This window comes from Acetobacter papayae (assembly GCF_047721125.1).
Lineage (GTDB): Bacteria > Pseudomonadota > Alphaproteobacteria > Acetobacterales > Acetobacteraceae > Acetobacter > Acetobacter papayae.
Genome location: NZ_JBDNWF010000018.1, coordinates 14,971 through 27,288, shown reverse-complemented (window position 1 = coordinate 27,288; position 12,318 = coordinate 14,971). Strand labels below are relative to the sequence as shown.

The 12,318-nt window shown below is 60.0% G+C and carries 11 protein-coding genes; 7 read left to right on the top strand and 4 right to left on the bottom strand.

Features of this window, described 5'->3' with window-relative positions:
• Window positions 1-65: 65 nt before the first annotated feature.
• Window positions 66-563 carry a protein-export chaperone SecB gene (gene secB, locus ABF757_RS07255; protein WP_025860428.1) on the bottom strand — a complete coding sequence of 166 codons (498 nt, stop codon included), beginning with the start codon at window positions 561-563 and terminating at the stop codon, window positions 66-68.
• A 334-nt stretch (window positions 564-897) separates the two neighbouring features.
• Between secB and ABF757_RS07250 the strand changes: the two genes are divergently transcribed.
• Both ABF757_RS07250 and ABF757_RS07245 read left to right on the top strand, forming a co-directional pair.
• Window positions 898-1,581: a Tim44/TimA family putative adaptor protein gene (locus ABF757_RS07250; RefSeq protein WP_415481563.1), complete on the top strand. Its 684-nt coding sequence runs from the start codon at window positions 898-900 to the stop codon at window positions 1,579-1,581.
• Window positions 1,578-2,426: a DNA-methyltransferase gene (locus ABF757_RS07245; RefSeq protein ID WP_415481562.1), complete on the top strand. Its 849-nt coding sequence runs from the start codon at window positions 1,578-1,580 to the stop codon at window positions 2,424-2,426. Before ABF757_RS07250 ends, ABF757_RS07245 begins: the two co-directional genes overlap by 4 nt.
• 13 nt (window positions 2,427-2,439) lie before the next feature.
• Here the strand turns inward: ABF757_RS07245 and ABF757_RS07240 are convergent, their stop codons facing one another.
• Window positions 2,440-4,149 carry a methyl-accepting chemotaxis protein gene (locus ABF757_RS07240; protein WP_415481561.1) on the bottom strand — a complete coding sequence of 570 codons (1,710 nt, stop codon included), beginning with the start codon at window positions 4,147-4,149 and terminating at the stop codon, window positions 2,440-2,442.
• A 542-nt stretch (window positions 4,150-4,691) separates the two neighbouring features.
• On the opposite strand from ABF757_RS07240, the gene ABF757_RS07235 reads away from it, so the two are divergent.
• Together ABF757_RS07235 and ABF757_RS07230 are read left to right on the top strand one after the other, a co-directional pair.
• Window positions 4,692-6,110, top strand: coding sequence for a cytochrome-c peroxidase (locus ABF757_RS07235; protein WP_415481560.1), 1,419 nt, complete (start codon window positions 4,692-4,694; stop codon window positions 6,108-6,110).
• A gap of 160 nt (window positions 6,111-6,270) precedes the next feature.
• Entirely contained in the window at window positions 6,271-6,948 is a 678-nt protein-coding gene (locus ABF757_RS07230; RefSeq protein WP_415481559.1) for a Smr/MutS family protein, read from the top strand.
• Between the two features lie 29 nt (window positions 6,949-6,977).
• On the opposite strand, the gene ABF757_RS07225 is transcribed toward ABF757_RS07230, so the two are convergent.
• Window positions 6,978-8,081, bottom strand: a complete 1,104-nt coding sequence (locus ABF757_RS07225; protein WP_415481558.1) for a hypothetical protein — start codon at window positions 8,079-8,081, stop codon at window positions 6,978-6,980.
• A gap of 214 nt (window positions 8,082-8,295) precedes the next feature.
• On the bottom strand, window positions 8,296-9,210 hold the full coding sequence (gene hemF, locus ABF757_RS07220; protein WP_415481557.1) for an oxygen-dependent coproporphyrinogen oxidase: 915 nt from the start codon (window positions 9,208-9,210) through the stop codon (window positions 8,296-8,298).
• A gap of 168 nt (window positions 9,211-9,378) precedes the next feature.
• Here hemF and ABF757_RS07215 point away from each other — a divergent pair, with 168 nt between their 5' ends.
• From ABF757_RS07215 to ABF757_RS07205, 3 genes are read left to right on the top strand one after another with little or no spacing between them, the layout of a single operon-like run.
• Entirely contained in the window at window positions 9,379-10,584 is a 1,206-nt protein-coding gene (locus ABF757_RS07215; RefSeq protein ID WP_415481556.1) for a cytochrome b, read from the top strand.
• Complete coding sequence (locus ABF757_RS07210) at window positions 10,581-11,375, top strand: cytochrome c1 (RefSeq protein ID WP_415481555.1); 795 nt, start codon at window positions 10,581-10,583, stop codon at window positions 11,373-11,375. The genes ABF757_RS07215 and ABF757_RS07210 overlap by 4 nt, the downstream gene beginning before the upstream one ends.
• The gene (locus tag ABF757_RS07205; protein WP_415481554.1) at window positions 11,362-12,249 is read left to right on the top strand and encodes an S-methyl-5'-thioadenosine phosphorylase; all 888 of its coding nucleotides are present in this window, start codon (window positions 11,362-11,364) and stop codon (window positions 12,247-12,249) included. The genes ABF757_RS07210 and ABF757_RS07205 overlap by 14 nt, the downstream gene beginning before the upstream one ends.
• Window positions 12,250-12,318: the final 69 nt, after the last annotated feature.

Sequence of the window (12,318 nt, the reverse complement as noted above, 5' to 3'; positions counted from 1 at the left end):
GGTAATAAAAAACCCCTCCCCGGCAAGGGGGAGGGGTTTTTTCGGTTCGTATGACCCGTGCGGGATCAGGCGTTACCGGCAGCCTGCGGGAATTCTGCACGGCGGGCCTGCCAGAGTGCGACAAAGTCGATCGGCTGCAGCACGATGGGCGGGAAGCCGCCATCGCGCGTGACATCGCTGATGATGTTGCGCGCGTAGGGGAAGATCAGGCGTGGCACTTCCACCAGCAGGATCGGCTCGATGAGTTCCTGCGGCGGGTTGGTCAGGGTGACAACGGCGGCATAGACCAGTTCTGCAATGAAAACGGTCCGGCCGGGCGCGCCGCCTTCGGTCTCGGGGCTTTCCTTGGCTTCGGTCTTGATGGTCAGGACAACCTCGTAAATCATCTGGTCGTCCTGCAGGCGGTTGGCCTGCACGTCGATGTTCACGCCAATCTGGGGCTGGTTGCGCAGGGTGGCGAAAATTTCAGCGCCTGCGGGAACCTCGAACGACAGGTCGCGCGTGTACTGCAGGTTGACGGAAAGCGGCAGTGCGGGCGGCGTGGGCTGTGCTGTTTCAGACATGGTCTATCGATTTTCCTGCTGTCGGCTTTAGACCTTTCTGCGGTAGCACGCCTGCGCGCCTTCGCCAACCGGCAGGCCGGGCCATGGCGCGCCTGTTACGCCCTTACGGAGCATGCAGCGGTTTATCATGGCGGATATGAACGGCCGGGCTGCCCTTGGTTGCCCCGTATCACTGGTTGCGTGGTATGGCTTGTCAGGTATGGTGGAACCATGCTGGCGGCACGGCGGCATTGTGTCAGCCCGGTAGTGTGACTATGTGTTAGGAACGGGTTGCGGCCATACCGCAAGGCTATGGCGGTGCGCCGTTCCAGAGATGATGGTGGACACAAGAGAGATGTTTTTTACTTCCGGTCATTTCCCGGTGGATCTGGTGCTTCTGGCGCTGGTGGCGGCTTTTCTGGTGCTGCGCCTGCGGAGTGTGCTGGGCAAGAAGGTAGGCCTGCAGGCTCCCCCTCTGCCAATTGTACCCCGGCCGGATATGCTGGCCCGCGTGGTGGATGCCCCGGTTGAAACCCCAGAACCCTCGACGGTGGCCTATGATATTCCCACCCCCGGCACGCGGGTTGGGCAGTTGTTGCAAAGCCTGACCCAGCAGGACGCCACCTTTGCGCCCCAGCCGTTTCTGGCCAATGTACGCACGGTTTTCCCGCAGGTTGTCATGGCCTATGCGGAAGGGAACCGTACCGTGTTGCAGACCTATCTGGTGCCTGCCGTGTACGAGACCTTTGATGCCGCCATCAAGGCGCGTGATGAGGCCGGTGAAAAGCAGCGTACGGAAATCAAGGCCCTGCGCTCCCTCGCCATTGAAGATGTGCGGCTGAACACGCGTGACGGGGTCAATACCGCCGCTATTGATGTGCGTATTGTTTCCGACCAGATCAGCCTTGTGCTTGACCGTGAAGGTCAGCCCGCCACCGGCACCGATGCCGTGACCGAATTTTCTGACCTGTGGACCTTTGAGCGTGTAATGGGCGGGAGCGGCAATGGCTGGCGTCTTGCGGCGGCACGCAGTGCGTGAAGGCTGATACCGAGGCCAGTGGTGCTCCGGCGGAGGCTCCCGCGCGTGTCAGGCGTTATCGGGTTGGGCAGCAGCAGATAGTGCTTGGTGACTGTCTGCGCGTGCTCCGCCGTATGGCGGCAGGCTCGGTCGATGTTATCGTTACCTCACCCCCCTATAATATCGGACTGTCCTACCGCAGTTATGAAGACCAGCGGGGCGAGGAAGACTATCTGGACTGGATGGTGGCTGTAGCAGCGCAGCTTCGCCGTGTGCTGAAGCCGGATGGGTCGTTTTTTCTCAATATCTCGGGGTCTTCTACCCAGCCATGGTTGCCGTTCGAGCTGGCTGTGCGCCTGCGTGAACTGTTTGCCCTGCAAAACCATATTTCATGGGTGAAATCCATTTCCGTGGGGCAGGACAGCTTCGGTCATTTCAAGCCCATGAACAGCCAGCGCTACCTGCATCGTGGGCATGAGCATATCTTTCATTTCACGCGCGATGGAGAGGTCATGCTCGACAGGCTGGCCGCGGGCGTGCCGTACAAGGACAAGTCCAACATCACCCGGCGTGGGCATAGTCAGGACCGTCGCTGCCGGGGTGATGCGTGGTTTATTCCGTATGAAACGGTAAGGGGCCGGGCGGAAAAATTCGACCATCCCGGCACATTCCCCGTCGCCTTGCCCGAGCAGTGCATTTTGCTGCACGGTCAGCCGCATGCCGTTGTGCTCGACCCGTTTATGGGCACAGGCACGACCCTGCTAGCAGCCCAGAAGCTGGGCTGTCAGGGAACGGGGATCGAGCTTGACCCCCAGTATGTGGACGTGGCCCGCGCCCGGCTGCGCGAAAGCCGCAAAGCCGGGTAGAAAAGTCTGCTGCTTACGAAGCCAGCACGCGCTGCTGCGTCATGAGAGTGGGGGCGAGGGTAGATAGTTTATCGCTCCCGGTATGGAACTGGCTTATCAGATCCATAAGGTTTTTGGCTTCTGCCCCCAGACTATTGGCCGAGGCCGTGGCCTGCTCGACCATGGCGGCATTCTGCTGGGTAACCTGATCAAGCTGGCTTACGGCCTCATTGATCTGCCCCAGACCTGTGGCCTGCTCGTTCGCACCACTAGCGATTTCCGAAACCAGCGTATCGATCTGGACCATCTGCCCCGCAATGGTATGCAGGGCGTCCCCCGCTGAACTCACCAGCGTCGCACCCCGGTCGATCTGGGTGGCGGAGTTGGAAATCAGGTTGCGGATGTCTTTTGAGGCGGTTTCCGAACGCTGTGCCAGTGTGCGCACCTCTGCTGCCACAACAGCAAAGCCCTTGCCTGCCTCACCCGCACGCGCGGCTTCTACCCCTGCATTGAGGGCGAGCAGGTTGGTCTGAAAGGCGATCTGCTCGATCATGCCAGTGATCTGGGAAATTTTTCTGGATGTTTCCTTGATCTGCTCCATGGCGCGAATGGCGTCATTGACCACGTTTCCGGCCTGTGCGGCATCGGCCCGCACGGTGGACGCGGCCTGAGCTGCATGCCGAGCGCCTTCGGCAGTGTGGCCAACGGTTGTGGTGATCTGGTTCAGGGTGGAGGCGGTTTCTTCCAGATTGGCGGCCTGCCTTTCCGTGCGGCGGGCCAGATCGTTCGACGCGGCGGCAATTTCATGCGCCCCGTTGCCTACGATATCGACCGAATCGGATAAAGTGGTGATCGTCTGTTCCAGATTTTCAATGGCGGAATTGAAATCGGTGCAGAGGGTCTGGTAGGCGGGATCAACCGCGTTATCCAGCCGGTGCGCCAGAGAGCAGTGCGCCAGTTTGTCCAGACCACTGCCAATATCGGCGATGGTGCGCACACGGTTGGTGACATCGTTGGCGAATTTGACAACTTTTATGACCCGGTTCTTGTGGTCAAAAATCGGGTTGTAAGAGGCCTGAAGCCAGACAACCTTGCCGTTCTTGCCAATCCGCTTGAACTCGTCGGATACGAACTCACCCGCCTGAATTTTTTTCCAGAAGAGCGCATAGTCCGCGCTGTCCGCAAAGCCGGGTTCGACAAACATACTGTGGTGTTTGCCTACGATTTCGCTGCGGTCGTAGGACATGGTTTGCAGAAACTTGTCATTGGCGTCGAGAATACGGCCATCTGGCGTGAACTCGATCATGGCCTGCGCGCGTGAAATAGCCGCGAGTTTGCCCTGTGTATCCGCTGCCCTGATGGCGGCATCCGTGGTGACAGCGGCGACCTTGACCACCTTGTACACCTTGCCAGAGATGTCACTCACCGGGTTGTAGGACGCCTGAAGCCAGACTTCCTGCCCATCCTTGCCAATACGGACATATTCCTGCGCATCGAACATTCCGTCTGCCAGCTTGTTCCAGAACGCCGCGTATTCGGGCGTTTTGGCATAATCCGGTTCGACAAACATGCTGTGGTGCCGTCCGCGGATTTCCTCAAGCCGGTAACCGGTAGCGGTGCAGAAATTTTCGTTGGCGGTCAGGATTTTTCCCTGCGGATCAAATTCAATGATCGCAAACGAGCGTTCAATGGCAGACAGGGTCGATTTTGCGTCTGCCCATCCGCCCGGCAATGATTTCAGCATTGAGTGTGGCTCCTTGGTTGAGGCATGTGCGGCGGATACGAGGAATGGTTTCCCGTCAGGATGATGGGGTTGCAGCGGTTCGTAACTGGGTGGAGGGAGCAACGCCTGTGTATTTAGGCAGTCCCTAGATGGTGCTGGGGCTTTTTAATCAAATATCCCCGGCTGTCTAGTGGCATATGCTATGAATTTATTTTTTATATACAGGGGGTCTGTAGAAAAAAATTCACATGTTTTTTTTACGGACAGTTTTTCTCGCTGCAAAAGGATTTGATTTGAATGGTTTGTGTGCTCCGCATTGTCAGCAACACGATCGAATACTTTTATGTCAGCCCTGTGTTAATATTATGCGCAATGGGTTGAGATGGTGTCAGGAATAAGGAGGCTGGTTTGTTATCGAATTGTTCAATGATTATGACCAAGATAATCGTTTTGACATTTCATTCCGCGACCAGCAGAGTCCTCCATGCAAGCACATGGCGGCATCAGGCACGCCGGGGGGAGCGCTCTGACAGGGCGCTCAAATAGACGAGGGAGCGCGGGTTTTGAAACGGATAATTGTTGGTCTGGTCGGAGCGGGAGTTGTTGCATATGGCGGGGTTGTCGCCTTTTTGCAGCATTTCGATCATGAGACAGCCCCGCGTCTCACGGCGGTTTCGCCCACGAACAAGAACCCTGTGGCACTGGCCGCTTTCAATGTGCTGAGCGATGCACGGTGCGATTACTGTCATGCCACAGGGCGTGAACTGCCGTTCTATTTCCATGTGCCGGTTGCCAACCAGTTGATGGAAAAGGATCTGGTGCAGGGCCGCAGGCATTTCCGTATAGAGCCTGTTCTGGAGGCTTTTGAAAAAGGCGTGCCCCCGAGCGAGGAGCAGTTGTCCCGCATCGAGGAAGTCATTGTCCAGAACCGCATGCCGCCCACGCTGTATCTGCTGATGCACTGGCACGCCCATCTGTCCAATGCCGACAGGCAGGCCGTGCTGACCTGGGTGCGCGACACCCGTGAGCGCTACTATGCAGATACAGGGGCAGCCCCTGCTTTTGCTGGTGAGCCTGTCCGGCCCGTGCCGGAGCAGATTGCTGTCAACAACGCGCAGGTCGTGCTGGGTCGCAAGCTGTTTTTCGATACCAAACTGTCTGGTGATAACGGTCTGAGCTGTGCAAGCTGCCATGACCTGAACCGCGGCGGGGTGGATCATCTGAAAACCGCAACCGGCATTGGCGGGCAGAAAGGGCCGATCAACGTTCCCAGCGTTTATGACGCTTATTTCAAGATCGCCCAGTTCTGGAACGGTCGTGCGCCTGATCTGGCAGCACAGGCTGCGGGGCCTGTCATGAACCCGGTGGAAATGGGCTCGCATGACTGGGGCGCAGTTGCAGACAAGCTGAACGGCGACCCCGAATACGCAGGTCTGTTCAAGGCGGCGTTTGGCCCTGCGGTAGCGATCGACCAGCAGAGCATTACGACGGCGATTGCGGAATTTGAAAAAACCCTGATCACCCCTGACAGCCCGTTTGATGACTACCTGAAGGGCAAGAAGGATGCGATCAGCCCGCAGGCGATCCGTGGCTATGAGCGTTTCAAGGCTATTGGCTGCTCTGGTTGCCATAGCGGCATTGGTCTGGGCGGTGGTGCTTATGAAGCCATGGGTCTGGAAGGGGATTACTTCAAGGATCGTGGTGGCCCGGTAACCGATGCGGATGAAGGGCGCTACACCGTAACCCATGCGGATGGCGACCGTTACCGCTTCGTGGTGCCCAACCTGCACAATATCGACCAGACTGCGCCGTATTTCCACGATGGCAGCGCGAACACGCTGGAAGAAGCCGTGCGCAAGATGGCTCATTACCAGACGCCCGATGCCAACCCGTCGGAGCAGGATGTTACGGATATCGTGGCGTTCCTCAAAACCCTGACGGGGCGTTATGATGGGCATTCTCTGGCGGATATGAAGCCCTGATAAGGCGGTGTTGAGGGGCCGGAACACATTGTTCCGGCCCTTTGGCCTTGAAAAACGGTTCGACGGCGGGTGATACACTAGCTGTTCGGGCCGTTTTTTGTTTGTGTCGCGCCCGGATCATTTGGCACACGAACCGGCCCAAGGCCGGGGTGGAGACAACGTGGCGGGACGACGCAGAAGCTTGAGAGAGGATGAGCGCGCGCTCTGGGCGCTGGTGGCGCGCGATGTAGCGCCCCTGCGCTCTGCCCGGCGTCTGCCGCCCGGCGCGGATACACGGCAGGCGGAAACCGGGCGCGAACGCCAGCTTTTACCGGATATGGCGCCTCAAGCGCTCCGGCGTGGTGTTCTGCCGGAGCAGTCTGAGGCCACCATGCCGGGCGGGCAGGCCGTAGGCGCTAGTGTATCCATGGAGGAGCTTCTGGCCACGGGGTTTGCCGGAGTGCCGGGCCCTGCCGTGCGGGTGGCGCTGGTGCCTGCCCCAGCAGACAGGATCGGCAAGCGCCAGCCCGGTGTGGATGACTATAACTGGCGGCGTTTTTCTCAGGGCGGCATGCGTGCGGATCTGCGGCTGGATCTGCATGGTATGGTGGCGCAGGATGCTTTCCGCCGGTTGATGGAGTTTCTGGACGTAGCCACCCGGCGCGATGCGCGCTGTGTTGAAATTATTACCGGGCTTGGCTCGGGGCAAGAGGGTGGTGTCCTGCGGCGCGAATTACCCATGTGGCTTGAACGACCGGAAATCCGCTCCAGAATTCTGGGGCTGGCTTACCCGCATGTTGGCAATAAAGGCTCTGTCCGTGTTCTGCTCCGGCGCAGGAAAAACGGCCCAAAAGCCTGAAGCGTCAGGGGGCTTCAGGCGTTATCTGTTCAGCCGTTGTGCGTGGTGTCGCGCCAGCGGGGCAGGTTGAGTGCCAGCCAGCGCCGAATGGCCATGATCAGGCTGACATCGGGCATGGTGTCGTTATAGAGCGCCATGCAGGTCGCGCCGGTTTTCATGCTTTCGCGGTTTTCTGCCGCAGCGTTTACAAGCACCGGGCGTGTTGCGCTGATTTCTGCCGCATGTCGCCACCGGGCAACGGCGGCGGGCGGGGTCAGTAGGGGCAGTAGCAGCACGGCCTTGATACTGCTGGCGGTTGCCAGTGCCTGCCACGCACTGGCCAGAGGTGCCAGCGCCATTTTCCGGCGTTCACGTTGCAGCACGGTCATGAAGCCGGGGGGCAGCGTGGGTTCGGAAACCGGCAGGGCGTTTGGTGTGTTGATGAACAATGGCACAAAACCCTGCTTGGCCAGTGTGGCAATGCGAGCTTCGTATTCTCTGTCCAGCGGGATCTGTATTGCATCCACCGTGCCGGCATAGAGCGCGTCCATGGCGCTTTCGGGCGTTGCATAGCCGCTTATGGGCTGGGGACGCAGGCCAAGCAGGTCGAATGCTAGCAGTGTGGGGAGTTCCGGCCCGGTAGGGCGAGAGACCGCCACCCGTGTCTTGCGGTTACCTAAAAGGGCCCCGAAGGAAAGGTGCAGCGACACATGCCCGATGGTGACACTGGGCTGGCAGGTCATGAAGACGGGCAGCCAGCGTTCATAATCATAATGGACCCGCGTATCGCCCATCATGGAGGCCAGCATGACCGTACCCGGTGCCATGAGGGCGGTTGGGGCATCGGGGGCCTGTTGCTGGGCATCGAACAGGTTGGCCCCGGTTACACCATCCCACCCCAGAGCGTGGCTGAGGGTGAAGGGGCTCGGGCGCTGGAGGCTTTCCTCCAGCAGCGGGGTAAGCAGGGAGGCCCACCGGCCACAGGGTGTTTCCGGGGTGCCCGCCACAATCAGTTGTGTCTGTGATCTGGCCTGCGCTGGCAGGGAGTCGTTCAGGCTGTTATCAGCCCGGGCCGCATTGCCCGTAAATGCGGGTGCAAGCAGGCCAGCTCCCGCGCCACTTGCCAGCCCGCCAAGAAAAAACCGGCGCGACATATCTGTGGCCATCTTTGTGGCATGAGAGAAAAAGCAGCGGGTTCCGTCGGGGGCAGGCAAGCGTTTACGATCCTTTTCTGACATTCTGACGCAGTGTAGGCCAGATTGGCGGCAGAATCACGGCAGATTTATCCACCATGATTCTGCGCGGCCTGTCAGGGCAGGGCGATGCAGCCTGCGCGGGGTATCAATGAAGGCGCTCAGGCAGACAGGCTCAGGGCCATTTGACCTCGGGGGGCATGCTCATGAGAATGGCTTCGGTATTGCCGCCGGTTTTCAGCCCGAACAGCGTGCCCCGGTCATGCAGGAGGTTGAACTCCACATACCGGCCCCGGCGGATCAGCTGGGCCTCGCGCTGTTCGGGCGTCCAAGGTTCCATCATGCGTGAACGGATGATGCGCGGATAGGAATCCAGAAAGGCCAGCCCCACATCGCGGGTGAAGGCAAAGTCCATATCGGCCTTGCCGGTGTCCAGACGGTCGTAGAAAATCCCGCCCAGTCCGCGCGGTTCATCACGGTGGGGGAGGTAGAAATACTTGTCGCACCAGGCCTTGAAGCGCGGATAATATTCCGGGTCATGCGCCGCACAGGCCTTGGCGAAAGCTGCATGAAACTGGGCTGCATCGTCCTGTGCCGCTTCGCTCGCGGGGAACATGGGCGTAATATCGCCGCCACCGCCAAACCAGCCCTGCGTGGTAATGATCATACGGGTGTTGAAATGGGCCGCAGGCACCAGCGGGCTGCACATATGCGCCACAAGACTGATCCCTGTTGCAAAGAAATGCGGATTGTCTGACGCGCCGGGGATGGTACCGGCAAATTCAGGGGAAAACGTGCCCTGCACGGTGGAAACATTTACCCCCACCTTTTCAAACACCCGGCCGCGCATGACGCTCATGACGCCACCACCGCCCGGCGTGCCGTCTTCAGTCGGGCGCTGCCATGCCTGCCGCTCGAAACGGCCTGCGGTCTCATGGCCCGGCAGGGTAGGGCTGGACTGCGCCAGTGCTTCGTCCTCAATCTGTTCAAATGCGGCGCAGATTTGGTCACGCAGGGTTTCAAACCACGCGCGCGCTGAGTCCCTCAGCAGATCATGCGACGGCACGGAGGCGGGTTGGACGGCTGTCATGGCGTGTCATTCTTCCGTTGTGTGTCCTGTGGGCCGGTGCGGACTCGCGCCCCGGCAGAGTGTGTGTAGGGGTGCCCTTCCCGGCGGGTCATTGCAAGACCGCTCAATTCGCCGTTAATACCCAAAGCCCGCCAGCCATGGTGCGGCGGATGCAGGGAGTAGAGCCGCATGGCCGATGAAACGCCATCTTGGCAGCAGGGGAACGCGGGCGCACAGCAGGCCGATGCCGGGCCTCTGGCCTTTGCGCGGGCCTATGCCGACCTGCCTTTGCCCGCTGATCTGAACTGGCTGTGGACATTCGGCGCGGTGCTTGTAGCCATACTGGGGCTCATGCTGGCCAGCGGTCTTTTTCTGGCGCTCACCTACACGCCAGATGCAGGGCTGGCATTCTCCAGTGTCGAGAGTATCGAGCGGCGCATCCCCTATGGCTGGCTGCTGCGGGCCATGCACATGACCGGGGCCTCGTTCTGCATGGCGGCATTGTATGTCCACATCCTGCGCGGTCTGTATTACCGGGCTTACCTGCCTCCGCGCCGTGCGGTGTGGGGTACTGGTTGCGCCCTAATGGCCATGCTGATGATCACTGCTTTTGCGGGGTACGTGCTGCCATGGGGGCAGATGTCCTACTGGGGGGCGGATGTAGCTGGGCGTGCCGTGGCCACCCTGCCGCTGGTCGGGGGCTGGCTGGGGCGGGTGGTGCTGGGGGGCGATAGCCCCGGCACGGCCACGCTGCACCGTATGTTTGTGCTGCATTTCGCGCTGGCCTTTGTGATTGTGGGCGCAATCGCACTGCATGTGGCGGTGCTGCATAAACGTGGGAGTTCCAGCCCGTCTGGCCAGCAGCCTACGGCGCGGGGCGGTATGCTGCCGTTCCATCCTTATTTTACCGCGCGGGATATGCTGGCCGTAGTGCTGGTGGCGCTGGCTTTTGTACTGGTGATGGGCCTGTGGCCGGAACTGATTGCCGAACCCGCCAATTATCGCCCCGCCAACCCGCTGCACACGCCTACCGATATCGAGCCTGAATGGTATTTCCTGCCTTTTTACGGAATGATGCAGGTTGTGCCCGACCAGCTTGGCGGCGTGCTGCTGGCCGGAGGGGCCGTGGCCATGCTGTTTGCCGTGCCATGGCTGGACAGGGGCGGGCGTGTTGGAGAGCGTGCGGCTGTACGTCTGCTGGCGCTGGCGCTGCTGGTTGGGGCGGCTGTTGTGGCCGCCTGTGCCGGGCGGCACCATGCGCAGGGTGCGTGGCTTCTGGCTGGGCGTGTGGCTATTGGCGTGTATTACGCCTATTTTCTGCTGTTTCTACCATGGCTGGGCGGGCAGGGCCTGCCCTTGACGCAGGATGACGAGGAAAAGGAGACCTGCGCATGATCCGCTTTGTGGTGGCGCGGGTGTCTTCCAGCCTGCTGCGTCGGAAGTGGCTGGCCCTTGTAGGCGTGTTGCTGCTGGGGGTGCCCGGTATGGCGGCGGCGGAAGGCGGTAAGCCGGGGGCAGCTCCTGCATGGTCGTTCAGTGGTCCGCTAGGGCATTTCGATCTGGCTTCCGTCCAGCGTGGCTATGCTGTGTATGCTTCTGTCTGCTCTGCCTGCCATGGCATGGAGCAGGTGCATTTTTCCGACCTTGCGGGCATAGGGCTGAAAGCAGAGGATATTCAGGCTTTGGCCGCCACGCGCCAGATAGCAGATGGGCTGGATGCGCAAGGCCGCGTGCAGCGCCGTCCGGCCCGGCCCGATGACAGGATTCTGTCTCCCTATGTCAGCCCGGCAGCAGCACGGGCGGCGCATGGTGGAGTAGTGCCGCCTGATCTTTCCCGTATTGTTATGGTGCGACCCGGCGGGGCCTCGCGCATTTATGGCCTGCTGACAGGCTATGCCCCCGGTGCCCAATGGCAGGAGGGTAAGGGGTTCAGAAACCCTTACGGCATCGCCAATTTTACCGCCATGCCACCTCCTTTGCATGAAGGCGCGGTGCAGTATGCAGATGGCACACCGGCAACCGTTGCCCAGCAAGCGCGTGATGTAACCACCTTTCTGGCGTGGGTTTCAGCCCCCCATCAGGACGAGCGACGCAGGCTGGGAGTGGGCGCGGGGCTGTATCTGTGCTTTCTTGCGGCCCTGTTTATGATCCTTACCCGGAGAATCTGGTCACATGTCAGAAAATGAAACCGTGGAACCCGTCATCGGCCTGATCGGTGGTTCGGGTCTGTATGATATTGACGGCCTGCAGGACAAGGAATGGCGCACGGTTGAAACCCCGTGGGGCAGCCCTTCGGATCAGTTGCTGTTCGGGCGGCTTGATGGCGTGCGCTGCGTGTTTCTGCCCCGCCATGGCCGGGGCCACCCCATTCCGCCCACGAAGCTGAACTACAAGGCCAATATTGCCGCGATGAAGATTTCCGGCGTGACAGATATTGTCTCGTTGTCTGCCGTGGGCTCCCTCAAGGAAGAGTTGCCGCCGGGCACTTTTGTTGTGATCGACCAGTTTATCGACCGCACGATCGCCCGTGAGAAAAGCTTTTTCGATACAGGCTGCGTAGCCCATGTTTCCATGGCTGATCCGCTGTGCAACCGCGTGGGTGACACGTTGGAAGCTCAGGCCCGCGCATTGGGTATCGATGTGGCGCGCGGCGGCACGTATCTGGTTATGGAAGGCCCGCAGTTCTCGACCCGCGCGGAAAGCGAACTCTACCGTACATGGGGTTGCTCCGTTATCGGCATGACCAACATGCCCGAAGCAAGCCTCGCCCGCGAAGCTGAGATTTGCTACGCCACCGTGGCCATGGTGACGGATTATGACTGCTGGCACACAGAGCATGATAATGTGAGTGTGGATAGCGTGGTTAAAATCATGCAGGCGAATTCGGCCAAGGCTAAGGCGCTGGTTAAGGCGGTTATCCCGGCCCTTGGCAGCAGTGCCCGTCCGCATTGCCATGCAGGCTGCGACCGCTCACTGGAATACGCAGTGATTACTGCCCCCGAAAAGCGTGACCCGGAACTGATTGCAAAACTCAAAACCGTTGCAGGTCGGGTTCTGTAAGGCTGAAGTTATTGTTTAGGCTTTGGATCAGAGGGCTCAGTTCAACTGATCCAAGCTTTTTTGTTAATT

Coding starts and splice junctions, on each gene's coding strand:
- ABF757_RS07205 (WP_415481554.1), top strand. CDS start 11,362: ATGTCAGAAAATGAAACCGTGGAACCCGTCATCGGCCTGATCGGTGGT.
- hemF (WP_415481557.1), bottom strand. CDS start 9,210: ATGACAGCCGTCCAACCCGCCTCCGTGCCGTCGCATGATCTGCTGAGG.
- ABF757_RS07210 (WP_415481555.1), top strand. CDS start 10,581: ATGATCCGCTTTGTGGTGGCGCGGGTGTCTTCCAGCCTGCTGCGTCGG.
- ABF757_RS07225 (WP_415481558.1), bottom strand. CDS start 8,081: ATGTCGCGCCGGTTTTTTCTTGGCGGGCTGGCAAGTGGCGCGGGAGCT.
- ABF757_RS07240 (WP_415481561.1), bottom strand. CDS start 4,149: ATGCTGAAATCATTGCCGGGCGGATGGGCAGACGCAAAATCGACCCTG.
- ABF757_RS07250 (WP_415481563.1), top strand. CDS start 898: ATGTTTTTTACTTCCGGTCATTTCCCGGTGGATCTGGTGCTTCTGGCG.
- secB (WP_025860428.1), bottom strand. CDS start 563: ATGTCTGAAACAGCACAGCCCACGCCGCCCGCACTGCCGCTTTCCGTC.
- ABF757_RS07215 (WP_415481556.1), top strand. CDS start 9,379: ATGGCCGATGAAACGCCATCTTGGCAGCAGGGGAACGCGGGCGCACAG.